Source organism: Pseudomonas guineae, assembly GCF_900113745.1.
Lineage (GTDB): Bacteria > Pseudomonadota > Gammaproteobacteria > Pseudomonadales > Pseudomonadaceae > Aquipseudomonas > Aquipseudomonas guineae.
Genome location: NZ_FOQL01000001.1, coordinates 755,127 through 780,262, shown reverse-complemented (window position 1 = coordinate 780,262; position 25,136 = coordinate 755,127). Strand labels below are relative to the sequence as shown.

Below are 25,136 nucleotides of genomic sequence, written 5' to 3'. Positions count from 1 at the left end.
ACCTATTCGATTCCAGGCTTGAGGCGGCTAGTCACTTGGCTTACAGCGTTGGGTAGTCGAGGTAGCCGACTGGGCCGGAGCCGTAGAAGGTTTCTGGGTGCGGGGTGTTCAGTTCGGCGTCTTGCGCCAGGCGTGCTGGCAGGTCTGGATTGGCGATAAACGGAATACCGAAGGCCACGGCATCGGCTTTGCCGCTTTGCAGCCAGGCGTTGGCCTGATCTTTTGTAAAACGCTCGTTAGCGATAAACACGCCGCCGAAAGCTTCCTTCAAGCTTGGCGACAGGCTGTCGTCGGCTTCTTTCTCCCGGGCGCAGATAAAGGCAATGCCACGTTTGCCCAGCTCGCGCGCGACGTAGGTGAAGGTTTCGGCACGATTGGCGTCACCCATGTCATGCGCGTCGGCACGCGGAGCCAGGTGCATGCCTACACGACCAGCGCCCCAGACTTCAATCGCCGCATCAGTGACTTCCAGCAGCAAGCGTGCGCGGTTTTCTAAGCTGCCGCCGTAGCGGTCACTGCGCTGGTTGGTGCTGCTCTGCAGGAACTGGTCGAGCAGGTAACCATTGGCACCGTGGATTTCCACGCCATCGAAACCTGCGGCTTTGGCGTTTTCAGCACCCAGGCGATAGGCGTCGACGATGTCGGCGATTTCTTCTGTTTCCAGCGCGCGCGGGGTGACGTAGTCCTTCATCGGGCGAATCAGGCTGACGTGGCCAGCCGGCTGGATGGCACTTGGCGCTACCGGCAGCTGGCCATTCAGGTAAACCGGGTCGGAAACACGGCCGACGTGCCACAGTTGCAAGACGATCTTACTGCCAGCGGCATGCACAGCCTTGGTGATATTGCTCCAGCCGCGCACTTGTTCGTCCGACCAGATGCCGGGGGTGTCCGGGTAGCCGACGCCCATCGGCGTGACCGCAGTGGCTTCGCTGATGATCAGGCCGGCGCTGGCGCGTTGCACGTAGTACTCGGCCATCAAGGCGTTGGGTACGCGGCCTTCGTCGGCGCGGCAGCGGGTCAGCGGGGCCATGATGATGCGGTTGTTCAGCTCAAGGTCGCCGATTTTGATGGGGTCGAAAAGTGTGGTCATGGGACGGTCCTCTCAGGTTATTCGGTGAGTGCAAGTTCGGTTTTAGGGGCGCGGGTGTTGAAAGTCAGTAGGGTGGCGACTAACGCCAGCACAGCCAGGATGGCGGCAGCCAAGGGCACGCTTGTGAGGCCGAAACCTTCGGCTATCACTAGGCCGCCAACCCATGCACCCAATGCGTTGCCGAGGTTGAAGGCACCAATATTCAGGGTCGATACCAGGTTCGGTGCGCCGCTGCCAAAGGCCACTACGTTGACCTGCAAGGCCGGCACGGCAGCAAAGGCAGCGATGGCCCAGAGGAACAGGGTGATTTCGGCCGGGATCAGCGCTTGGCTGGTCCAGCTAAAAACAGTGGAGACCACGACCATGGTGACGAACACGCCGAGCAAGGTGGCTTTTAGGTTGCGGTCGGCCAGGCGACCGCCGAGTACGTTGCCCACTGTCAGGCCGAGGCCGATCAGCAGCAGGGTCCAAGTCACGCCGTTCGGTGTTACGCCGGTGACCTCGCCCAGTAGCGGCGCAATGTAGGTGAATAGGGCAAACATCGAGGCCGAGAACAACGCGGTAGTGCTCAGTGCCAGCCACAGGCCGGCACCGCGCAGGGCGCGCACTTCGCTGGCAAAATCCGCCTTAACTTCATCGGTTTTGTTGGGCAGTACGCGCCACAGGCCGATTAACGCGATCACGCCGATCACCGTGACCGCCCAAAAGGTCGAGCGCCAGCCGGCGTATTGTCCCAAGGCGGTACCCAGCGGTACGCCGAGCACATTGGCCAGCGTCAGGCCGGTAAACATCAGCGCCACGGCAGAGGCGCGGCGGTTCGCCGGTACTAGGCTGGCAGCCACCACCGAGCCGATACCAAAGAACGCACCGTGGCAGAGCGCGGTGATCACCCGAGCGAGCATCAGCATCTGGTAGTCACTGGCCAGCGCGCAGAACAGGTTGCCGCCGATAAAAATACTCATCAGTGTTAGCAGTGCGGCTTTGCGCGGCCAGCTGGAGGTGACCAGCGCCATAAAGGGTGCACCGATGGCCACGCCGAGGGCGTAACCGGTGACCAGCCAGCCGGCGCCGGGAATCGATACACCAAGGTCGCCGGCGACTTCGGGCAGCAGGCCCATGATGACGAATTCCGTGGTGCCAATGGCGAACGCGGACAACGCGAGAACGATAAGCGCTGCAGGCATGCAGTCAGCTCCTAAAGCAAAGGGTGGGTGAGAACGCTCGGTTTATAGCGTTTGGCTGATATGCCCGAGGAAGGCCTGGATGGCCGCTTCATTGCGTTTAAAGAAGTGCCACTGGCCGACCTTTTTACTGCTGATCAGCCCCGCGCGCTGCAGGGTTGCCAGGTGCGCGGAAACGGTCGACTGCGACAGCCCGGTGCGTTGGTCGATCTTGCCGGCGCAAACGCCGATTTCCAGCGGGTGGTCCTGGTCAGCGAAGTAAGCCTGAGGGTCTTTCAGCCAGTGCAGGATGTCGCGCCGCACTGGGTGGGCCAGGGCCTTGATCACTTCATCGATGTCGATTTGCATATGAGTGGTTCCGTTGGCTGCTGTAACGCCATATCGCGATGGAGCGAACCTTATATTGGCTGCCGGCGATATGCAGATCGTTCATAGCGATAGTCTTCATTGGCAGCGCTGATGTGTAAGCTGTGTGCATGAATTACCTCGCGCATTTACACCTCGGCGGCGACGCGCCGTCTCAGCTGCTGGGCAGCCTGTATGGCGATTTCGTCAAAGGGCCGCTGGCGGGCCAATGGCCGGCCGATATCGAGGCCGCTATCCGTTTGCACCGACGCATCGATGTGTTTACCGACAGCCATCCGCTGCAATTGCAGGCGCGGGCGCGCTTCCCTATCGAGCGCAGGCGCTACAGCGGCATCTTGCTGGATGTTTTCTTCGACCACTGCCTAGCGCTGCATTGGGCCGACTATGCCAGCGAGCCCTTGCCAAGCTTTACCGGTCGGGTTTATCAGGTGTTGGCTAATGAGCCGCGTTTGCCTGAGCGCTTGGCGTGGATTGCGCCACGCATGGCGGCGCAGGACTGGTTGGGCAGTTACCGCGAGTTTGCCGTGTTGGCGCAGGTGGTCGGCGGTATTCAGCGGCGCTTGTCCCGTCCGCAGGGTTTAGATGGCGCGATGCCTGAGCTGGAGCGGCTGTATCAACCACTGCTGGAGGATTTTAAGCAGTTCTATCCCGAGCTACAGGCCTTTGTTGCCCGTGAACGTGGTTTAGCGGATTAGGCCGCTTGGCCGTGAATGTCTGCGGGTTGCTCGGCCTCTGCGGCGCCGAACAATGCATCACGGATCGCTTGCTGCGCCGCGCGCGCCAACGCATTGCGATTTAACTCAGCGCTGGCAATTGGCCTAAGCAACTGGATATGCACCTCGGCCAGATCAAAGCTGAGCAGGCGCAGCAGATGCGAGAGCATGTCGTCATCACCAATAAACGGCGCCACACTGCACGGCTGACCGTTGCGCAGGTAGCGGATGGCGACCGGTTGTACGGCTACGCCGCAGTCGATGGCGCTGCTCAGCAGGCGGCCGTGAAAGGTGCGCAGGCCGAGGCCATCGGTGGTGGTGCCTTCGGGGAATATCAGCAGGTTGCGCCCTTGCTGCAAGTGCGTGCCGAGTTGTTGGTTGAGCAGGGCGCTATCAGCCGAGCCGCGGCGGATAAACAGGGTGCCGGCCTTGAGTGCGAGCCAGCCGGCGACGGGCCAACTGCGCACCTCAGCCTTGGACAGAAAGGACAGCGGGGTGAGCATGCCCAGCAGTGGAATATCAGTCCAGGACACATGATTGCTGACCCACAGCATGGGTTGGCGCGGCAGTTCACCTTCAACGGTTAGGCGAAACGGCAGTGCTGCCGTGAGGCGCGCAAGAAACCAGCGGGTCAGACGCTGGCGCGTTGGCATCAGGTCATGCCGTGTCAGTCGCTCCAGTAAAGTGATGCCCGCAGCCAGCAGCGTGCCGAGGCTGATCACTGCCAAAAGGCGCAACAGGCGCACATATAAACGCAGCTTCTTCATCGACGACTCCCGCATGCAAAGACAAAACGCTGGCACGGTTTACAGCGTGCCAGTGGCTTGTGCAACTGTGCTCAGACGGCAGCTTTGAAGTGCCGGGCATAGCGCGGGCAGAGTTCGTCGCGCTTGAGCAGGATAAATACATCGGCTACCTGGAAGTCTTGATCCCAGCACGGCTCGCCGCAGATCTTCGCCCCTAGGCGCATATAGGCCTTGAGCAGCGGCGGCATTTCGGCGATCACGTTGCTCGGCACCTCCAGTGCTGGCAGCGGGGTCTTGGGTTCGGCGCGCAGGTGTTCGGTGCACAGGTAGCGTTCACGTAAGCGCTGCATGATCGCCTGGGCCTGGATGCCGCCGTCTTGCATGGAGATGCTGGCGCAACCCATCAGGTAACGGTAACCGCCTTCATTCAGCATTTCGGCCAGTTCGCCCCAGAGCACGGCGATGGTTGCCCCATTGCGGTAGGCGGGATCGACGCAAGTGCGGCCGATTTCTAACACCGGGCCTTCGAGATGAACCAGGCCGTGCAGGCTAAATTCTTCTTCGCTGTAAAAGCGTCCCAGGCTGGCAGCTGCTTGATGGTCGAGCAGGCGTGTGGTCGCGACCAGCTTGCCGCTGTTCATGTCACGCACGCCGATGTGTTGGCAGTGAATGTCATAGTCATCCATGTCCAGGCCCAACTCGGCGCCTTTTAGCTTGGCATCAAACTCGACGCTAAATACGCGGTAGCGCAGCGCCTGGGCTTCGCACAGGGCAGCTGCGCCCAGTAATCGCTCGGCTTGCAAGCGACGTGCTGGGGTAGTGCGGTCGCGGGTGATTGCTATTTGGGTCATGCCGTCATCTCCGTTAGCCGATTTTTTGCCTTGCAGCCGGTCGATCTTGTTGGGCAAGCTCAGGCTAGGTAGCGGCGGTGTCACCTCCATGAAACTTTGGTGATGCTTGTGTGACAGTGACTTCAACAATCCCCAGTAAGGAGCAAACACATGCCCTGGCAACAGCTGTTGAGCCCGCAGACACGGCTGCCGGTCGCGGGTTTGGAGGCGTGGTACGCCAGCCTGCTCGAACGCACTAGCCAGCCAGCCCCGTTGCAGTTGGCCGTGTCTGGCGGGCGCTTGGCGGCGACGCCGGGGCTGGCGTTTCTTGCCGGATACCAGGGCGCGTTGCGCGCATTGTGGCCGGCTGCGCCCTGGACGCTGGGTGCGCTGTGCGTGACTGAAAACCGCAGCACCCGACCGGCGGACATGGGCACACGGCTCAGCGCACTGACGCTCACTGGGCGCAAGGATTTCGTTACCGCTGCGCAAGCCGCCGATTGGCTGCTGGTGGCTGCGCGTGAGGAGGAGGTGGGGCAGCCGCTGCGGCTCGCCTTGGGCGTTGTGCACAATGGCGCGCCGGGCGTGCGTATCGAGGCCTTGCCGGCGTTACCGCTGATGCCCGATGTCAGCCACGGCCGCCTGCATCTGCACGGCGCGCATTGTGAGCGGCTGCCGGGGGATGGCTGGGATGATTACGTGAAACCCTTTCGCACCCTGGAAGACACCCATGTGCTGGCGGCGCTGACGGCCTGGCTGTTTGGCGTGGGGCAGGACTCGGCCTGGCCACAGGCCTTGCAGTTACGCTTACTTGGTTTGCTGGCCGGCTGCGCAGAAGTGGCGCGGCAATGTCCGAGTAAGGCTGACAGTCATCTGATGCTGGCCGGCTTGTTCGCCCAGTTCGACAGCCTGTGCGGCGAGCTGGACAGCGCCTTTGCCGCCGGTGATGCGCATTGGGCGCAGTTGTGGCGGCGCGACCGGGGCTTGCTGTCGATGGCCGGCAGTGCGCGCGGTAAACGCTTGCAGAAGGCTCAGGCGCTGCTTGGCATCACTCTTTAAGTCCTCGCGCGTGCAGGCGCCATAAATTGCCCGAATTGCATCCGGGCTACAGCCGGTAACGCGGGTACGCCATGCCCGCTTGATCCAGATCAGTAAGGCATGCTCGCTGCGCCATTAAGCTCGCCGGCTTTCGAGAGAGAGCCTGCCATGCGACGCGAGCCTATAGTGCTGTTCGATAACGGCGAGCATCAGTGCATGATGTTCGATGACTTGGTCAGCGGGGAGGGCGTGCAGTCCAACCAGTTTCTGATCACCGATAATGAGCAGTACCTGCTGCTCGATCCGGGCGGCGACCTGACCTACACGCCGCTGTCGCTAGAACTGTCCAAGCACATCCCGGTGCAAGACCTGACCTATATCTTCGCCTCGCACCAAGACCCGGACATCATCGCCTCGCTGGACAAATGGCTGCTGCACACCCGTGCACAGGTGATTTGCTCCAAGCTGTGGGCGCGCTTCCTACCGCATCTGACTGCTAACTACCTGGCGCTCAGCCGTGGCATCAACACCTTTGACCGGATTATCGCGCTGCCCGATCGCGGCCAATCGTTTGCCCTGGGCAAATGCACGCTCAAAGCGGTGCCGGCACACTTCCTCCATTCGGTGGGTAACTTCCAGCTGTATGACCCGACAAGCAAAATCCTCTTCTCTGGCGATATGGGCGCATCCCTCGTCGATGACGCGCACCCTGTGAGCGACTTCGTTAACCATGTACCGAATATGCTCGGTTTTCACCGGCGTTATATGGCCAGTAACAAGGTCTGCCGGTTGTGGGCAGCGATGGTGCGCGAGATGGATGTAGCGATGATTGTGCCGCAGCACGGCCGTCCGTTTGTGGGGGCGGAAATGATCAACGCTTTCCTCTACTGGATCGAGAACCTTGAGTGCGGCATGGACCTGATGGGGCCGGAGGATTACCGCCTGCCCAAATAGGAGCACTGACTTTTTGCGCCGAATTGCCCGTGAATGCGGCGCGTTCGACGCTTTTTGTCGTCATCGGGCCCATGCTAGGGTGCCGCCTTTGATCTCAGCAAAGGCAGCGTCATGTCCATTACCCTCTTTCCTTCGCGGCTGCTGCTGGCATGCGTGTTCAATCTAGGCTGCGCGACTGCGCAGGCCGAAAATTGGCCCGGTGAAGACTGGAGCAGCCAGCTGACGCCACCCAGTGCTGCGCTTAGTGAGCTGGAACATTACGCTTTCCCCGCCCGCGACGATGCAACCCGTAAGGGCGTGCGCACCGATGCCTTGCTGGTGATTCGCGATGGCCAAGTGGTCTATGAGCGCTACGCGGCACCGACCAGCGCCGCCACGCCGCACCTGACCTGGTCGATGGCCAAAAGCATACTCGCCACCACTATGGGCGTGGCCTATGGCCAAGGGCGTTTCCGCCTGGATGCTCCAGTGGCCGATTACTACCCGCCATTCGCCGCGCATCCCCAGGTAAAAGTAGGGCACCTGCTCAACTGGGCGTCGGGCCTGGACTGGCAGGAAGACTATGAATATGCACCGCTGAAATCCTCAGTGGTGGCGATGCTCTACACCCGTGGTCGAAGTGATATGGCAGCCTTCACTGCCGCACACAGCGCTGACGCCGAGCCGGGTCAACGCTTTCGCTATTCCAGTGGCGACAGCAACGTGTTGGCGGCGGCGTTGAAGAATATGGTCGGCGCCGAGGCCTATGCCGATTACCCCTGGGCCGCGCTATTTGACCCGCTGGGCATCAAGACGGCGGTGTGGGAGCGCGATGCGGCGGGCACCTTTGTCGGCTCGTCTTACGTCTATATGAGTGCCCGTGATTTGGCGCGTGTGGGACTGTTGATGCAGCGCGATGGCCGTTGGGGCGAGCAGCAACTGTTGCCCAAAGCCTGGGTCGAGTTCAACCGCACGCCGTTTGCTAATTATCAGCCGCAAGCCGATAAGCCTAATGAGCCTGTACCGGGCGGCCAGTGGTGGCTCAACGCAGCGGTAGCTGGGGCGCGCCAGCCTTGGCCGGATGCGCCGAGCAATATGCTGGTCGCGTCAGGCCACTGGGGACAAGGCTTGTATGTGCTGCCTGATGAAAAGCTGGTGATCGTGCGTTACGCCGATGATCGTGATGCCAGTTTTGACCGCAATTACTTCCTCAAACTGGTTCTCGCGGCCATGGCCACTGAGGTGCAGCCATGATCCGTCGTCGCCCGTTCAGCACGGTGTTGTTGCTTATCTTATTGTTGCTCGCCGCCTTGATCTGGCAAAACCGCAGCCATCTGCATGCCTTTCCCGACATCATCGGCGCGTACTCGGCCAAGGAATATTGTTCATGCCGCTACGTGGCGAGCAATCCGGCGGATTATTGCGAGGCTTACGTGGCGCAGTACGTGCCGCTTTCAGATTTTTGGGACGATGCAGCGCATAAGCGCGTTACGGCTCGCGGTCTGGGTCGCACTCAAAGTGCGCAGTGGCTGAGCTCGCGCGAGGGTTGCCAGCTGTTGCCAGCGCCAGCTGCGCTGCCCACGCCCTGAAGCCGCCGCCATTGAGCGGGCTTGCAATGCATGGCTGGGCGGCTATGGTGGCGTCTTCGTTTCTGTCTGTGGCCTGTCATGCCTGAAACTCAGTGTTGTTTGGAGCTCCATGGCCTATAGCGTATTCCCTTGGCGGCGCGGCAATGCGGTGAGCCTGCTGGTCGATGGTCCGTGTTTCTTTGAGCAAATGCTCAAGCGTATTAATACGGCTCAGCGCCATGTTGAGTTGGAACTGTATCTGCTGGAGAGTAGCGCTTGCGCAACGGCGTTGCTGGATGCCTTGTGTGCCGCCGCGGAGCGCGGCGTTGCGGTGCGTTGCCTGTTCGATGGTTATGGTGCGCAAGGCTTGCTGTTGGCGGATCGTCAACGCCTGGAGGCCGCGGGTATCCAAGTGCGCTGGTACAACCCGGTGCGCTGGCGCCATGGCGTGCGTAACTTTCACCGTGACCACCGCAAAGTGTTGGTGGTCGATGAGCAGTTCGCTTTTGTCGGCGGCACTGGCGCCACGGATGCTTTCTGGCAACCTGGCGAAGCCGAGAGTCGCTGGCATGAGGTGATGGTGGAAATCATCGGGCCTTTGGTGGCCGACTGGTTGCAGCTGTTTGAGCGCCAGTGGCAGGTGGATCAAAGCTGGATCGTCTGGCGACCGCGCTTGCCACTGCGCGTAAAAACCTTGTTGGCTATACCTGCTGTGGGTGATGGCTTGGGCCGTGTCGCATTTGCCGATGCGGTTCAGCATCGCGATATTCTTTACTCGTTGGTGCGCATGTTACGCAGCTCCAAGCGGCGTATCTGGCTGGCCACGCCTTACTTTTTACCGACCTGGCGGGTGCGCCGGGTGCTGCGCCAAGCAGCTGCGCGAGGTGTCGATGTGCGCCTGTTGTTGGCCGGTAACAATACCGATCACCCGCCTATCCGTTTTGCCGGGCAGCGTTATTACGCCAGTTTGCTCAAAGCCGGTGTGCAGATATTCGAATACCAGCCGCGTTTTCTGCACCTGAAGATGGTCTTGGCGGACGACTGGGTCAGCATAGGTTCCTGCAATTTCGACCATTGGAACCTGCGGTTTAACCTGGACGCCAACCTTGAGGCGCTCGACCCTTCGTTTACCGCCAGTGTCGCGGCATGCTTTGAGCGTGACTTTGCCGACAGCCAGTTGATTGATGGCAAGGCCTGGTTGGCCAGGCCTTGGTATATCCGCGTGCAGCAAAAAGTTTGGGGCGTTTTGGATCAGCTGATGTTCAAGCTGCTGAATCGACGCCGCTAAATACGTCTGTTTGAACGAGCGCTACGCAGAGTGACACGCGCCACTCTGCTGCCTGGCTGGCGCCTTAGATCAGCTCGATTGCCACGGCTGTGGCTTCACCACCACCGATGCACAGCGAGGCGATACCACGCTTACCGCCGGTGTTTTTCAGCGCGTTGATCAGGGTCAGAATAATCCGCGAGCCCGTCGAGCCAACGGGGTGACCCTGGGCGCAGGCGCCGCCATAGATATTGACCTTGGCGTGATCCAGGCCGTGCTCGCGCATGGCCAGCATGGTGACCATGGCAAAGGCTTCGTTAATCTCGAACAGGTCAACTTCGGCCTTGTCCCAACCGGTTTTCTTCAGCAGGTTAGTGATCGAACCCACCGGCGCGAGGGTGAACTCGCTTGGGTCCTGGCTTTGGGTGGCGTGCGCGACGATTTTTGCCAGTGGCTTTAGGCCACGCTTTGCAGCTTCTTCAGCGGTCATCAGCAGCAGCGCCGAGGCACCGTCGGATATCGAGCTGGCGTTGGCGGCGGTGATCGTACCGTCCTTGCGGAAGGCCGGCTTGAGGCCGGGGATCTTCTCCAGGTTAGCGTTCAAGGGCTGCTCATCGTCTTTGACCAACACATCGCCTTTACGGCCGCTGACAGTGACCGGCACGATCTCCGCATCCAGCGCACCACTGGCGATGGCCGCCTGGGCGCGTTTCAGCGACTCGATGGCGTAGGCATCCATTTGCTCACGGGTGAAGCCGTATTGGTCGGCGGTGTCTTGGGCAAAGGAACCCATTAAACGGCCGGTGCGCGCGTCTTCCAGGCCGTCGAGGAACATGTGATCCTTGACCTCGCCATGCCCCATGCGCAGACCGGCGCGGGCTTTGGTCATAAGGTAGGGGGCGTTGGACATGCTTTCCATACCACCGGCGATCATCACATTGTTGCTACCGGCCCTGAGCGAATCAAAAGCCTGCATCACCGCCTTCATGCCCGAACCGCAGAGCTTATTGATGGTGGTGCAGCCAGTGGCGGCCGGTAGCCCGGCATTCAGCGACGCTTGGCGCGCCGGGCCTTGCTTAAGGCCGGCGGGCAATACGCAGCCCATGATCACTTCTTGCACGTCGGCCGGCGCAATACCAGCGCGCTCAACAGCGGCGGCAATAGCGGCGGCACCGAGATCAACGGCGGCAACGCTCGACAGGCTGCCTTGAAAACCACCCATTGGCGTACGTGCGCCGCTGACGATGACAATATCGGACATCGGAAAACTCCCTATATGAAGCAAATGAACGCAATGGCTAGCCGTTGATTCTACTGCGTGACTAAAAATGCCCAAAGAGTCATACGGAAAATCATTCTTTGGGCTGATTTGGCTAAGCGCCGAGGGCTCTAGATTGGCCTCACTGATAAAACTCGTGAATTAAGGTACCGCCATGCTGCAGACCCGTCTGATTGCTCCCGCTGCGAATGCGCACCAAGCGCCTCTGTTGATTAAGCGTCTGCTGCTGTCGGGCGTGCGCTATGAGAAAAGTCGTGAGATCGTTTATCGCGACCAGATGCGCTACAGCTACGCCACTCTGAATGAGCGGATTGCCCGGCTGGCTAACGTGCTGACTGAGGCGGGCGTCAAGGCGGGGGATACCGTAGCGGTGATGGATTGGGACAGCCACCGTTACCTGGAATGCATGTTTGCCATCCCGATGATCGGTGCGGTGCTGCATACCATCAATATTCGCCTGTCGGCCGATCAGATTCTCTACACCATGAACCATGCCGACGATAAGTTCGTGCTGGTCAACAGTGAGTTCGTCCCGCTGTATAAAGGCATCGAGAGTCAGCTGACCACGGTGGAGAAAACCATCCTGCTGACCGATGCCGCGGACAAATCCGCAGACCTGGGTAATTTGGTTGGCGAGTACGAAGCCCTGCTAGCTGCGGCTAGCGCGCATTACGACTTCCAAGATTTCGACGAAAACTCAGTCGCCACCACCTTCTACACCACCGGCACCACCGGTAATCCCAAAGGCGTCTACTTCAGCCACCGTCAGCTGGTGCTGCATACCTTGGCCGAGGCCAGCGTGCTGGGCAGCCTCGACAGCATTCGTCTGTTGGGCACCAACGATGTGTACATGCCGATCACCCCGATGTTCCACGTGCACGCTTGGGGCATCCCATATGTGGCAACCATGCTCGGGGTTAAGCAGGTGTACCCCGGGCGCTACGAGCCGGACATGCTCTGCCGGCTGATGAAGGAGGAGAAAGTGACCTTCTCTCATTGCGTGCCGACCATTTTACAAATGGTGATGAATGCGCCCTCCGCCCAAGATCAGGATTTTGCCGGCCTGAAAATGATCATTGGTGGCAGTGCACTTAACCGCTCGTTGTATGACGCTGCCAAGGCCCGTGGTATCCAGCTGACCGCCGCCTACGGCATGTCAGAAACCTGCCCGCTGATCTCTTGCGGTCACATCAATGATGAGTTGATGGCGGGCAGTGAAGATGAGCGCACGGCATACCGGATCAAGGCTGGGGTGCCGGTACCGCTGGTAGAAGCGGCGATCATGTCTGCCGATGGATCCTTCTTACCGGCTGATGGTGAAACCCAGGGCGAGCTTGTGCTGCGTGCGCCATGGCTAACTCAAGGGTATTACCGCGAGCCGGAAAAGGGCGCTGAGCTCTGGGAACACGGCTGGCTGCACACCGGTGATGTGGCGACCATCGATGATTTCGGTTTTATCGACATTCGTGACCGTATAAAGGACGTGATTAAAACGGGCGGCGAGTGGATTTCCTCTTTGGCACTGGAAGACCTGATCAGTCGTCACCCTGCGGTACTGGAAGTGGCAGTGGTCGGCGTGGTCGATCCACAGTGGGGCGAGCGGCCGTTTGCCTTGCTGGTGTTGCGCGATGGCCACAGCCTGGACGCCAAGGGCTTGAAGGATCACCTCAAACCTTTTGTCGATCAGGGCAGCATCAACAAGTGGGCGATACCGTCGCAAATCGCCCTTGTTACCGAAGTTCCCAAGACCAGTGTTGGCAAGCTGGATAAGAAACGTATTCGTCTGGATATCGTTCAGTGGCAGGCCGCCGGTAGTCCATTTCTCTCCACTGTTTAAGCATCTTTGTAACGGACGCAGTCTTGGGATGCGTCCGTTGCCGGCTACTGTTGAGTGTCATTTAGATCATGCAAATCAAGCGCTTAAGTTGGTTTCTGAGACGGCTTTTAGAGTTGCTTGTGTGGCGTTGTGCGCTGTTCTAGTGACTGCAAGCAAGATTGATTTTAGTGACTGCTCAGTCAAACAAGCGTTTGGCTTGCTAATTGCTCCCCTCAAACCACTCTTGGCTCTGCCGGTCGTGGTGAGTACGCCGAAACCAGCGAGCCAGAGTGCCTGGGAGCTAAAAATCACCCTTTCGAGGGATCAAGCAGAAGTACCCGGTGGCTATAGTCCGCACCATCAATAACAAAAAAGCACATGGAGTAGCGTCGATGACAAAAACAAAACAAACCTGGCGCCTGGCAAAATTGCCACTGGCCGTCAGCCTCGCATCCACCCTCGCCGCACCTGCATTCGGCGTTACTTTTAATATTGGTGAAATCGAAGGTCAGTTCGACTCCTCGTTGTCTGTTGGCGCGAGCTGGTCGGTACGTGGCGCGGATCCAGATCTGATTGGTTCCAACAATGGCGGTGACGGTCTTTCCCAGACTACCGACGACTCGCGTCAGAACTTCAAGCGCGGTGAAACCTTCTCGAAGATCTTCAAGGGCATTCACGACCTTGAATTGAAGTACGGCGATACCGGTGTGTTTGTTCGGGGTAAGTACTGGTACGACTTCGAACTAAAAGATGAAAGCCGCATTTTTAAAGACATCAGCGACAGCAACCGTAAAGAGGGGGCGCAAGCCTCAGGCGCGCAAATTCTCGATGCGTTTGTTTACCACAACTACGATATTGCTGGTCAGCCCGGCTCTGTTCGTTTGGGTAAGCAGGTTGTGAGTTGGGGTGAAAGCACCTTTATCCGTAACAGCATCAACGAGATTAATCCGGTCGATGTGTCCGCATTCCGTCGCCCTGGTGCCGAAATCAAGGAAGGCTTGATTCCGGTCAATATGTTCTATGTGTCGCAGAGCTTGACTGAAAACCTTTCTGCTGAGGCGTTCTATCAGCTGGAGTGGGATCAGACCGTAGTTGATAACTGTGGCACCTTCTTTGCTCAGCCAGATATTATCGCAGATGGTTGTACTGATAATCTGAGGGTGTTGAGTAATAACCCTCTGGCTGGCGCGGGTGTGAATAATGCCCTGCGGAATCTTAATCTTCTGAGCGGTGGGTTGCTGCAAAACAGACCAGATTTGGTAATTGACCAAAATAGTGAAGGTGTCTTGGTTCGTCGTACAGGCGATCGAGACGCACGTGATAGTGGCCAGTTTGGTACTGCTCTACGTTATTTCTCTCCAGAACTCGATACGGAGTTTGGTGCGTACTTCATGAATTATCATAGTCGCACCCCCGCATTCAGTGCCGCTGGTCCTGCTGCAAATGTCTATTCGACAGCTAAAGCTGCGCTTACAGGCACAAATGCACAGCTTCAGCCTTTGGTTGTAGCAGGTAACTCGAATTATTTCCTTGAGTATCCTGAGGATATCCAACTTTATGGCTTGAGCTTCTCGACAACTCTGCCCACTGGCACAGCCATGAGCGGTGAGCTGAGCTATCGTCCGAATGCGCCGGTTCTGCTCAATACCACGGATATTTTGTTCGCAGGTGTTAACCCGTTAGGTGGTCTATTCGGTAACGCATCGTTAATCGACGGGCAGCCAGGCCAGGAAGTTAACGGCTACAAGCGCAAAGAAATCACCCAGTTCCAGACGACCTTTACTCACTTTCTCGATCGGGTGATGGGCGCTAGTCGTCTAACCTTGGTTGGTGAAATCGGTATCGTCCATGTGGGTGGCTTGGAAAGCTCTGATCAGGTTCGTTACGGCCGTGATCCGATTTATGGCCCAGGCCCCCTCCCAGCTACCGGCACTATTAATACCTGTAGCGCGCTTAATGGCAGCACCCTCGGTACTGCAAGCAAAGAGAACCAAACCAAGTACTGTGAGGACGATGGCTTCGTTACCAACACTGCTTGGGGCTATCGTGCTCGTGCGATCTGGGACTACCCGGACGTATTTGCCGGTGTAAACCTCAAGCCAAGCGTATCTTGGTCACATGACGTAGACGGTTATGGTCCAAATGGCCTGTTCACTGAAGGCGCCAAGGCTGTGAGCCTAGGCCTGGATGCTGAATACCAGAACACCTATACCGCAAGCTTGGCTTACACCGACTTTTTTGGTGGCAAGTACAACACGTCGATTGACCGTGATTTCGTAGCACTCAGCTTCGGCATGAACTTCTAAGCAGACGAGATTTTTGAGGACGACTATGACTATGAAAATAACAAAAAGTCTGCTGCAAACCGGCGCGCTGACACTCACGCTGCTGGCTAGTAGCGTGATGGCGGCAGTATCGCCAGATGAAGCGGCCAAGCTGGGTACTACACTTACGCCTGTTGGTGCGGAAATGGCAGGTAACGCTGACGGTTCGATCCCAGCCTGGACCGGTGGTTTGCCCGTTAACGCAGGTGTCGTCGATTCGGCCGGCTTTCTTGCAGACCCGTTCCCGACTGAGCAGCCGCTGTTCACTATCACTGCGCAAAACGTGGACCAGTACAAAGACAAGCTGACGCCAGGCCAGCTGGCGATGTTCAAGCGTTATCCGGAAAGTTACAAAATGCCGGTATTCGCCACTCATCGTTCAGCCACCATGCCGGATTTTGTCTTGGATGCAGTTAAGAAAAACGCTGTGAACACCAAGATGGTCGAGGGCGGTAACGGTCTCGAGAACTTCGAACAGGCCATTCCATTCCCGATTCCGAAGGACGGTTTGGAAGCCATCTGGAACCACATCACCCGTTACCGTGGTGGTAGCGTGAAGCGTCTAGTTACTCAGGCGACTCCGCAAGCCAATGGTTCCTACAGCCTGGTTTACTTCCAAGATGAGTTCACCTTCCGTGGTGCTCTGAAGGATGCCGACACCAGCAAGCCAAGCAACGTACTGTTTTACTTCAAACAACGGGTAACTGCACCGTCGCGTCTGGCCGGTAACGTACTGCTGGTTCATGAAACACTGAACCAAGTGAAAGAGCCGCGTCTGGCGTGGCTGTACAACGCCGGTCAGCGTCGCGTACGTCGCGCGCCACAGGTGTCGTATGACGGTCCGGGCACTGCGTCCGATGGCCTGCGTACCTCTGATAACTTCGACCTCTTTAACGGTGCTCCTGACCGTTACGAGTGGAAGCTCAACGGTAAGAAGGACATTTACATTGCTTACAACAGCTACCGCTTAGATTCGCCGAAGCTGAAGTATGACGAGATCATCAAAGCTGGTCACATCAACCAAGATTTGACTCGTTACGAGCTCCACCGCGTATGGAATGTGACCGCAACGCTGAAGTCGGGTGAGCGTCACATCTATGCTAAGCGTGACTTCTACCTCGACGAAGACACTTGGCAGGCAGCTGTCATTGACCACTACGACGGTCGCGGTACTCTTTGGCGTGTGGCTGAAGCCCATGCTGAGTACTACTACGACAAGAAAGTGCCGTGGTACAGCGTAGAGACCCTGTACGACCTGCTGTCGGGCCGTTACCTGGCTCTGGGCATGAAGAACGAAGAGAAGAGCTCTTACGAGTTCGATTACCCAGCGAAGGAAAGTGATTACACCCCAGCGGCCCTGCGCCAGGCGGGCGTTCGCTAAACCTGAGTAAAGCGACATGAAGAACCGGTCCGAGAGGGCCGGTTTTTTTATGCCTTGTAATCCATGCAGCCGACCTAGGAGTCATCGTCTGGAAATGTAAAAAATCGTCCCCAACATTCTCTATGTCTGCACGATGCCGATAAAAATGCAGCCTATGTATGATCAATCATTACCATTTACCGCCTGATAGCCGCGAGGGCTTCAAATGCAAGCATCAAGCCGCTAGGCTGAAGGGCATTGGTAGTGCCTCTGCCTGACTACTACAAGAAACCCACTAATGACTGATCTGTCGCCCATTCCTCACTTAGTTGCTGCGCCCAATGTATTGGGCGGGCATTTCTATCGGCCGCCGTTACCCGCCAGTTATGTGCCGCGCCCAGCCTTGTGTGGGCGTTTGCTGAGTGGCTTAGCAGGGCGGCTGCTGTTGGTCAGCGCGCCTGCCGGGTTTGGTAAAAGCTCCCTGGCAATCGAGTTTTGTGAGCATTTGCCTGAGCAGTGGCAAAGTCTGTGGTTGGGCTTGAGCGCGCGCGACAGTGACCCGGGGCGTTTTCTTGAGCGTTTACTCAGCGGGCTGCAACCGTTCTTCCCCGGTGTCGGCCAGGAAGCAATGGGGCTGCTGCGTTTGCGACAACGGCATCAGCCGTTTGCTTTCGAGGAGTGGCTCGATGGTCTGCTCGATGAGTTGACGCTGCGCCTTGACCCACAGCAGCCGCTGTTGCTGGTGCTAGATGATTACCACTTGGCTCAAGGTGCGGTGCTCGACCGTTGCCTACAGTTTTTTCTAAATCATCTCCCGCCAGGACTAGCATTGCTGGTGACCAGTCGCCAGCGCCCGGATTGGCATCTATCGCGCTTGCGTCTGTCGCGCCAGTTACTGGAATTGCACGAGCAGGATTTGCGCCTGAGCGACAGCGAAAGTACCGAACTGCTCGCCCTGCAGGGCTCTATGTTGTCTGCTGAGGCCCTAGCAGTCCTGTTGCAGCGCAGCGAGGGTTGGGTGGCGGGCTTGCGTTTGTGGTCACTGGCTGCGATGGAGGCGCAGGAGTCAGGCGTGCTGTCGACCTTGGCTCAGGGTAGCGATGAGCTGATTCATGATTACCTGCTGGAAGAGGTAATTGAGCGCCAGCCCTTGGAAGTTCAGGCTTTTCTTTATCAGACGGCCAGCCAAGAACGCTTCTGCGCTGAACTGTGTGATGCCTTGCGCGATGCCCATGATAGCGCCGCAATTCTTCGCCACCTGCAGGCACATCAGGTGTTTCTGGTGCCGCTGGATGAGCAGGGTAAATGGTTTCGCTATCATCACTTGTTTTCTGACCTGCTGCGTAGCCGTCCGCTGCCATCGACCGGTTTGCATTTGCGTGCCTGTCGCTGGTTCAGCGGCGAAGGCCTGCTGGATGAGGCCATTGAGCAAGCGCTGCGGGCTGGTCAGCCGGATGTGGCGGCCAACCTCGTACAGAACCTCTCCGAAGAGCAACTACTGGCTGAGCAGAACGTCGCTACCTTGCTGCGCTGGAAGATGGATCTGCCCGACAGCCTGCTGACCAGTACCCCGCGCTTGATTCTGCTCTATGGCTGGGCACTGGCGTTGGCCTGCCAGTTGGATGCGGCCGAAGAGCTGCTCGTTCAACTTGAGCGCTATCTACCGGCTCGAGACAGAGCTGAGCAGGAAGGTTTGTTGGCGCAATGGTTGGCCCTGAGCGGCGTGATTGCCCGCGGTCGCGGCGACAGTGCTAAGGCGCAGGCCTATTGCAGTGAAGCGCTGAGCTGCCTGCCGCTGGAGCGTTATGGTCAGCGGCTGATGTGCCTATCCAGCCTGGCTAATTTGGCGATTGTGCAGGGCGATTTGTGGCGCGCCCGCGGGCTGAACCGCGAGGCGTTGGAGTTGGCTCAGCGGGTCGGTAATCCGCTGTTTGAAGCCCTGGCTCATTACGACCGGGCGCGGGTTCTGCAAGCTCGGGGCGAAGTATTACGAGCACTGGATGAAGTCCATCAGGGCCTGCAACGCCTTGAGAGTCTGCCGACACGGCGGCAATACGCGGTGCGCGGGCGTCTGACCCTCTATGAAGGTTACTTGCTGAGTCTGCGTCTGCAGCCGCAGCAAGCGCGGCAGAAGTTACTGGCCGGGATTGCCGAGGCGCGCGGTTGCCGTGATATCAGCGTGCTGATCGGTTATTGCGTGCTGGCCAGTCTGGAGGGACGCAGTGGCAACCTTCCTGAGGCTTTTGCCCAGTTGGCCGAGGCCGAGCGGCTGATGCATATTTGGGACATTCCGCCGATCTATTACCTGGCAATGATCACCCTGATTAAATGCGAGTTGTGGTTACGTCGGGATCAGCGTGAATTAGCCGGTGTTTGGCTGAACCGTCTACTGGATGCCTATGGCGGCGAGCAGGCGGCTGCTGCTCCGGAGTTTCACCCGCAACTTCCGTTGCATATTCAGCTGCACCTTGCTACTTACGAGCGCCTGCAGGGCGAAGATGAGCAGGCCGAGCGGCGCCTGCGGGGGCTGAGTCAGCTTGCGCAAAACGCCGGCGGTCAGCTACTGGGTGCGATTGCGCAGATGCAGCTGACGGCCATGCTGCGTCAAGGCGGGCGTGAGCGTGAAGCTCAGCAACAGTTATGCAGTGCCTTGCAGGCCGCCGCAGGGGGGGGGCTGTTACCCTTCTATGATTTGCTGAGTGGGCAACCTGAATGGCTGCGCGCGCAGTTGCTGGCGCAGGAAGCAAGCTCTTTAATTGATGCTTTGCTGCAACATCTGCCGTGCACTGCGCAGGCGTTCAGCCCGCAGGACGGACCTATGCTGGTCGATGCGTTAAGTGCGCGTGAGCTAGGTGTATTGGAGCTGATCGCTCAGGGCTGTTCCAACCAGCAAATCAGTGAGCGTTTGTTTATCTCGTTGCACACGGTAAAAACCCACGCTCGGCATATCAACAGCAAGCTCGGCGTTGAGCGACGTACTCAAGCTGTGGCGCGCGCCAAGAGTCTGGGTTTACTGGATTGATTGCGCAGTTACCGATAAATAAAGACCGCGCCAAGGCGCATATCCCTATTTAAATGAATGAACAGATCCAGTTACTGCAGGGGCGGGCCTAGAAAATTGGAAGCTGGCATCGCTGTTACCGCCGCGCATTCAATAAACTGCAAACGATTAAAGCGTTGAGTATTAGTGATGAATCCTACCGCTACACCGGCATTGATCCGTGAAACTTTCCCAGTCGGGCCTTTGCAGTGCAACTGCACGATCATTGGTGACCCACTGACCAAGAAGGCCATTGTGGTCGACCCTGGCGGCAATCCTGAGCTGATCATGGCGCGTCTTGAGGTCCATGGTCTCAAGGTGGTGAGTATCATCCATACCCACGCGCACCTGGACCACTTTCTCGCCTCCGGGCAAATGAAGGAACTGACGGGGGCTACTCTGCACCTGCATAAAGAGGATCAGTTCCTTTGGGATAATCTAGAAATGCAGTGCGGTATGTTTGGTGTGCCCTATATGCCGGTGCCCGCGCCGGATCAATGGCTGAGCGACGATCAGGCGCTGGACTGCGGTTACGGCGTGGCGCTGCATACCCCAGGGCACACGCCCGGCTCGATGAGTTTCTGGTTTCCACAGGACAAGCTGTTGATTGCAGGCGACACGCTGTTCAAGCGTGGTATCGGTCGTACCGACCTGTGGGGCGGGGATTACGCGACCATCGAACGCTCGATTAAACAGCGTTTGTATTGCTTAGATGAAGACGCCACGGTAGTGACGGGTCATGGTGCCGATACACGCTTGGGCGATGAAATGCGGGATAATCCGTTTGTCCGCGCCTAGACTCAGCGGTAAGCGTGGTCTGAAAGTGAACTTTACAGGCTATTTCGGCTCAAAAACCCAGGCGAAAGCTCGTATCCAATTGAAATATAAGGAAGCACGCATGAACCTATGGCGAAATCTTGCAGTGGTCACCCTCGGTCTTGGCGTGCTCGCCGGCTGTACGACCAACCCCTATACCGGTGAGCGTGAAGCAGGCAAGGCGGGTATTTATGGTGGCGTTGGTGCCGTTACCGGTGCAGTGATAGGCGCAGCCACGTCCAGCAAAAAGGATCGCGGCAAGGGTGCTTTGATTGGTGCGGCAGTCGGTGGTGCGGCGGGTGGTGGTTACGGCTATTACGTCGACACTCAAGAAGCCAAGCTGCGTCAGACTCTGCAAGGTACTGGCGTGCAGGTCCAGCGCAATGGCGATGACCTGAAACTTATCATGCCGGGCAATATTACCTTTGCCAGCAACTCGTCTGATATTTCCAGCAGCTTTTACCCAACCCTTAACTCCCTGGTAACGGTGTTCAAGGAATTCAACAAGAACGGCGTCGATATCGTCGGTCATACCGACAGCACCGGTTCGCTTGAGTTGAACCAGAACCTGTCCAATCGCCGTGCGCAGAGTGTTGCTTCTTACCTGAGTGCCAATGGTGTTCCGGCTTCGCGGTTGACTTCCTATGGCGCCGGCCCGAACCAGCCGATTGCCAGTAATGCCAATGAAGCAGGCCGCGCGCAGAACCGCCGGGTTGAAATCAATCTGCGTCCGCTGTAACCGCTGCGCTTCTAAAAAAGCCGCGCATTCTCCCGAATGCGCGGCTTTTTTATGCCTGCCTGTTGTGCGCCTGATGTTTTAGCCGGGATGTCATGGGGCGAGCATTTAATACAGGGCTAGACTGCTGGCAGGGGTCGCCTGACCCTGCTGATGCAGTGCAACATTTTGCGCCTTACATGGATGAAGATTGGAGATCACATGGACGACCGACTCGCCGTTACCGCTCGTAAACCCTGGTTGCCCATTTGGGTCACCCTGATCCTGTTAGTGGGTCTGGGCGGCCTGTCACTCGCGCAATGGCGTGCCCTTGAGCAGCGAGAGCACGAGCAGCGCCAGCTGCGCTTCGAACTTGACGCGCAGGACGTTAGCCAGCGGGTACTCAGTCGTATGCAGGCCTATGAAATGGTGCTGCGCGGGACGTCAGGGCTGATGACAGGTAGCGAGCACGTCTCCTTGGATGAGTGGGAGCGGGCCATGGATCAGCTGCAGTTACAAGATCGCTACCCGGGTATTCAGGCGCTAGCGTGGTCGCGCTATTTGCTGGCGGATCAGCTTGAGATGCTTGTGGCGCAAGATCAGGGGAAAGAGCGTGGCAGGCCATTGTTCTTTCCGTCTGGACAGCGAGAGCAGTATTTACTCATCGACTACATCAGCCCGCTGGATTGGCGTAACCGGCGGGTGCTGGGTTACGACATGCTCAGTGAGGCAGTGCGTAAGACGGCTATTGAACAGGCCATTGACAGTGGCGTGGCAACCCTTAGTGCGCCGGTCACGCTACGCCAGGAAACGAGGGAAAATATTCAAGCGGGCGTATTGCTGTATTTACCGGTGTATAAGCCGGGTAGCCCATTGAGCACGGTTGAAGAACGCCGCGCGGCACTATTGGGCCTGGTGCATGCGGCGTTTCGCAGCCAGGATTTGATGTCCGGCATTTTGGGGGCGCAGGCCAGTCGTTTCGCTATCGTCCTTAAAGATAAGCAAGCCCCAGAGATGCTCTTGCTCAGCGGTGAGACCTCCAGCGCAATAGCGCCCCCGGTTTTTGGCCATGTGCTGGAATTACCACTTTACGGCCGAAACTGGGTGCTGGAGGTCAGTAGTACCGCTGTTTATGACGCAGAGCAGCTCAACCAATCGAGCAGCCTGCGCCTGTGGCTGGGCTTGGCGGCGGCCATACTGCTGGCGCTGATGATCGGCGGGTATCTGTATTTACGTGAGCGTGAGTTAGTGGCCAGTCAGTTGGCTACTGAGCAATTGCGTGAGCGCGAAGAGCGTTTTCGTCTGCTGGTTGAACTCTTGCCGGTGGCCACCTTGTTATGCGATGCCGAGGGGCGCATCGAGATGGCGAATCGCAGCGCTGCCGAACTGCTCGACGCTACGCCGGCGAGCTTGCTCGGTGAGCGCGTAAGGCGTTTTCTACCAGCGGTCGGGCAACTCAGCGCGTTGGCGATTGATCATGACACGCCCGAGTTGGCTCATGAGTATCAGGTTCGTCCTGAGCGCGGGGGCGAGTTGCCAGTTGCTCTGAGTGTCAGTGTGCTGGGGGATTCTGCTGGTGTGAACTACCTGATCAACCTCGTCGATTTACGTGCCCGCAAAGGTGCCGAGGAGCGCTTTCGTCTCGTGGTCGAAGCCTCGCCCAACGCTATTGTGTTGGTGGATAGCCAGGGCTGTATTGCCATGGTCAACCGCCAGACCGAGCAACTTTTTGGCTATGAGCGTGAGACCTTGCTGTCACAGCCGGTTGAAATGCTCTTGCCGGCTGATTTGTGCAATAGCCATGTGCCGCAGCGTAAGGCTTACCAAGACAATCCAGAGCCGCGACGCATGGGCAATAACCGTGAATTATTTGGCCAGCACCGCGACGGCCATCTGATCCCTCTTGAGGTGGGGCTGTCGCCCATACGCAGTGGCGAAGAGGCGTTGGTGCAAGCGGTGATTATCGACATCAGCGAACGTAAGGCCGCCGAGCAGCGCCTGCGCGATCAGGCCGATCAGCTGATGCTGGCCAACCGTTACAAGTCAGAGTTTCTCGCTAATATGTCCCATGAGCTGCGCACGCCGCTCAACAGTATTCTGATACTCAGCGATCAATTGCGCCTCAACAGTGCGGGCAATCTCACCGAGAAACAGGTCAAACATGCTGACATCGTGCACCGAGCGGGCAGCGACCTGCTGCAATTGATCAACGACGTACTTGATCTGGCCAAGGTTGAATCCGGGCGCATGCAGCTGAAAATAGAACTCTTAAATATGCAGGATATTCTGGTCGAACTGGATGCCGGCTTGCGGCCCATGGCGGAGATTAAAGGTCTGCGCCTGCACACCCAGCTGGAGGCCGGAGTGCCGCGGGTGATTCACAGTGACCGCATACGCTTGCATCAGATTCTGCGTAATTTGCTCTCCAATGCCCTGAAGTTTACCGAGCAGGGTGAGGTCAGCCTGACGGTGTCCTGTGCCGTCGGTGAGCCGGAGGATGGGTATGAGTTGCTGAATTTCAGTGTGCGCGACAGCGGCGTGGGTATCGCCACCGAGCAGCATGAACAAATCTTCCAAGCCTTCCAGCAGATCGACGGCTCCACCAGTCGGCGTTTCGGTGGTACCGGGCTGGGGTTGGCAATTACGCGGCAGTTGGTGCTGGCAATGGGCGGTGAGATCAGCCTGCACAGTGCGCCGGGCGAGGGCTCCTGCTTTACCGTACGGCTGCCGGTCAGGGTGGTCGCGCAGGAGCAGGTGCAAGCAGTAGTAGGCGCGCCAGAGCGCAGTGGTGCGGGCCCATCTGTGCTGATTGTTGAGGACGATGTGGATTTTGCCATGGTGCTGGCAGAGGAGGCGCACGCGCATGGTTTCACCAGCGTGCATTGCCGTTCAGGTAAGCAGGCGCTTGGTCTGCTGCAAAGCGAGCGTTTTAGTGCGGTCATTCTAGATATTCTGTTGCCTGATATCAGTGGCTGGCAGTTGTTCCGCAACCTGCGCAGCCATGCCAATCATCGGGATACGCCGGTGCATATCATCTCTTGCGTACCGCAACCGGTAGATTGGAGCGATGACGGCACACGTTATCTGGTCAAGCCGATCCAACTCGCAGACTTGGAGCAGGTGTTTATCGACCTGCAGCTGCTCGGTCAGCAGCCGGCGCAGCACTTGCTGCTGGTGGAGGATGTTGAAGTTGAGCGCGAGCATTACCGTGAGCACCTGCAGCAACTGGGCTTTATCGTGCAGGCCTGCGCGCGGGCTGATGAAGCGCAGCAGGCTTATGCGGCGGGGACCTTTAGCGCATTAGTGATCGACCTTGATCTACCTGATCAGGACGGTTTTGAGCTGCTGGAAACACTCAATCGGCAGCGCCCACTTAATGATGCGCGGGTGGTGATCAATACCGGTATTGATGTCACCCGCCAGGCCCTGCAGCGCCTACGCCGATTCAGCGCGGTGGTGGTGCACAAGCATGGCGAGGATATGCAGGCGCTGAGTGAGGCTGTGCAGGGTTTTCTTGGCGAAGTGCGAGCCCCCATAGGGTTAGGTTCATTGAACGCGAAAAATTCGCTGCAAGGCCGGCGGGTACTGTTGGTGGACGATGATGTGCGCAATGTTTATGCCCTGACGGCCTTGCTCGATGAGGTGGGGTTGATCGTCAGTACGGCTAAGGATGGTCAGGAAGCCATCAAGTGTTATGAACGTGAGCCGTTCGACCTGATCTTGATGGACATGGCCATGCCGATCATGGACGGCTACACCGCCACTCGACTGCTTAAAACCGAACATGCCTGCCGTATTCCAATTATCGCGCTTACGGCTCATGCCATGAAAGGCGATCGTGAGAAGTGTATCAGCGCCGGCGCAGACGATTATGTGGCCAAGCCGGTAAGTCGTGAGGCCTTGCTGGAGTCGTTGACGCGCTGGCTGACAACGAGCAACTCATCAAGAGGTTCATCCGATGCACCTGTGGCTCCATTTCATTAGTTTTGCCGCAGCCTGCTAACCTGAACCGCAATACAAGCCGCAAGACACTAGCCAGGGATAAGGAGAGGTT

19 protein-coding genes are annotated in these 25,136 nt (G+C 58.0%); 13 read left to right on the top strand and 6 right to left on the bottom strand.

Annotated features, from left to right (window positions below):
* Positions 1–40: 40 nt before the first annotated feature.
* The 3 genes from BMZ32_RS03645 to BMZ32_RS03635 are packed head-to-tail and all read right to left on the bottom strand — an operon-like array spanning position 41 to position 2,619.
* Positions 41–1,090 carry an alkene reductase gene (locus tag BMZ32_RS03645; protein ID WP_090239709.1) on the bottom strand — a complete coding sequence of 350 codons (1,050 nt, stop codon included), beginning with the start codon at positions 1,088–1,090 and terminating at the stop codon, positions 41–43.
* Between the two features lie 17 nt (positions 1,091–1,107).
* Positions 1,108–2,274: an MFS transporter gene (locus BMZ32_RS03640; protein WP_090239707.1), complete on the bottom strand. Its 1,167-nt coding sequence runs from the start codon at positions 2,272–2,274 to the stop codon at positions 1,108–1,110.
* Positions 2,275–2,316: 42 nt separating this feature from the next.
* Positions 2,317–2,619, bottom strand: a complete 303-nt coding sequence (locus tag BMZ32_RS03635; protein ID WP_090239705.1) for an ArsR/SmtB family transcription factor — start codon at positions 2,617–2,619, stop codon at positions 2,317–2,319.
* A 128-nt stretch (positions 2,620–2,747) separates the two neighbouring features.
* Between BMZ32_RS03635 and BMZ32_RS03630 the strand changes: the two genes are divergently transcribed.
* On the top strand, positions 2,748–3,332 hold the full coding sequence (locus BMZ32_RS03630; protein ID WP_090239703.1) for an acyl carrier protein phosphodiesterase: 585 nt from the start codon (positions 2,748–2,750) through the stop codon (positions 3,330–3,332).
* Here BMZ32_RS03630 and BMZ32_RS03625 read toward each other — a convergent pair.
* Together BMZ32_RS03625 and olsB are read right to left on the bottom strand one after the other, a co-directional pair.
* Entirely contained in the window at positions 3,329–4,117 is a 789-nt protein-coding gene (locus tag BMZ32_RS03625) for a lysophospholipid acyltransferase family protein (protein ID WP_090239700.1), read from the bottom strand. The genes BMZ32_RS03630 and BMZ32_RS03625 overlap by 4 nt on opposite strands.
* A 71-nt stretch (positions 4,118–4,188) precedes the next feature.
* On the bottom strand, positions 4,189–4,947 hold the full coding sequence (gene olsB, locus BMZ32_RS03620) for an L-ornithine N(alpha)-acyltransferase (RefSeq protein ID WP_090241533.1): 759 nt from the start codon (positions 4,945–4,947) through the stop codon (positions 4,189–4,191).
* Positions 4,948–5,097: 150 nt separating this feature from the next.
* Here olsB and BMZ32_RS03615 point away from each other — a divergent pair, with 150 nt between their 5' ends.
* From BMZ32_RS03615 to BMZ32_RS03595, 5 genes are all read left to right on the top strand, one after another.
* On the top strand, positions 5,098–5,985 hold the full coding sequence (locus BMZ32_RS03615) for an acyl-CoA dehydrogenase middle domain-containing protein (RefSeq protein ID WP_090239697.1): 888 nt from the start codon (positions 5,098–5,100) through the stop codon (positions 5,983–5,985).
* A gap of 147 nt (positions 5,986–6,132) precedes the next feature.
* Positions 6,133–6,918, top strand: coding sequence for an oxygen-binding di-iron domain-containing protein (locus BMZ32_RS03610; protein ID WP_090239695.1), 786 nt, complete (start codon positions 6,133–6,135; stop codon positions 6,916–6,918).
* 111 nt (positions 6,919–7,029) lie between these two features.
* Positions 7,030–8,151, top strand: a complete 1,122-nt coding sequence (locus BMZ32_RS03605; RefSeq protein WP_090239692.1) for a serine hydrolase domain-containing protein — start codon at positions 7,030–7,032, stop codon at positions 8,149–8,151.
* Complete coding sequence (locus BMZ32_RS03600; protein WP_090239690.1) at positions 8,148–8,486, top strand: amidase; 339 nt, start codon at positions 8,148–8,150, stop codon at positions 8,484–8,486. Before BMZ32_RS03605 ends, BMZ32_RS03600 begins: the two co-directional genes overlap by 4 nt.
* Positions 8,487–8,595: 109 nt before the next feature.
* On the top strand, positions 8,596–9,753 hold the full coding sequence (locus BMZ32_RS03595) for a phospholipase D-like domain-containing protein (RefSeq protein WP_090239687.1): 1,158 nt from the start codon (positions 8,596–8,598) through the stop codon (positions 9,751–9,753).
* A gap of 64 nt (positions 9,754–9,817) precedes the next feature.
* Here the strand turns inward: BMZ32_RS03595 and BMZ32_RS03590 are convergent, their stop codons facing one another.
* Positions 9,818–10,993, bottom strand: coding sequence for a thiolase family protein (locus BMZ32_RS03590; protein ID WP_090239686.1), 1,176 nt, complete (start codon positions 10,991–10,993; stop codon positions 9,818–9,820).
* A gap of 172 nt (positions 10,994–11,165) precedes the next feature.
* Here BMZ32_RS03590 and BMZ32_RS03585 point away from each other — a divergent pair, with 172 nt between their 5' ends.
* From BMZ32_RS03585 to BMZ32_RS03555, 7 genes are all read left to right on the top strand, one after another.
* The gene (locus BMZ32_RS03585; RefSeq protein ID WP_090239683.1) at positions 11,166–12,848 is read left to right on the top strand and encodes a fatty acid--CoA ligase; all 1,683 of its coding nucleotides are present in this window, start codon (positions 11,166–11,168) and stop codon (positions 12,846–12,848) included.
* Positions 12,849–13,219: 371 nt separating this feature from the next.
* Positions 13,220–15,133 (top strand): DUF1302 domain-containing protein, encoded by a 1,914-nt coding sequence (locus tag BMZ32_RS03580; protein ID WP_090239680.1) that lies wholly within the window; start codon positions 13,220–13,222, stop codon positions 15,131–15,133.
* A 31-nt stretch (positions 15,134–15,164) separates the two neighbouring features.
* On the top strand, positions 15,165–16,532 hold the full coding sequence (locus BMZ32_RS03575; protein ID WP_090241531.1) for a DUF1329 domain-containing protein: 1,368 nt from the start codon (positions 15,165–15,167) through the stop codon (positions 16,530–16,532).
* Positions 16,533–16,809: 277 nt separating this feature from the next.
* On the top strand, positions 16,810–19,533 hold the full coding sequence (locus BMZ32_RS03570) for a winged helix-turn-helix domain-containing protein (protein WP_090239677.1): 2,724 nt from the start codon (positions 16,810–16,812) through the stop codon (positions 19,531–19,533).
* A 168-nt stretch (positions 19,534–19,701) separates the two neighbouring features.
* Positions 19,702–20,349 carry an MBL fold metallo-hydrolase gene (locus BMZ32_RS03565; RefSeq protein ID WP_090239674.1) on the top strand — a complete coding sequence of 216 codons (648 nt, stop codon included), beginning with the start codon at positions 19,702–19,704 and terminating at the stop codon, positions 20,347–20,349.
* A 100-nt stretch (positions 20,350–20,449) separates the two neighbouring features.
* Positions 20,450–21,106 (top strand): YiaD family glycine zipper/OmpA-like lipoprotein, encoded by a 657-nt coding sequence (locus BMZ32_RS03560; RefSeq protein ID WP_090239672.1) that lies wholly within the window; start codon positions 20,450–20,452, stop codon positions 21,104–21,106.
* A gap of 198 nt (positions 21,107–21,304) precedes the next feature.
* Positions 21,305–25,066 (top strand): response regulator, encoded by a 3,762-nt coding sequence (locus tag BMZ32_RS03555; protein WP_090239669.1) that lies wholly within the window; start codon positions 21,305–21,307, stop codon positions 25,064–25,066.
* Positions 25,067–25,136: the final 70 nt, after the last annotated feature.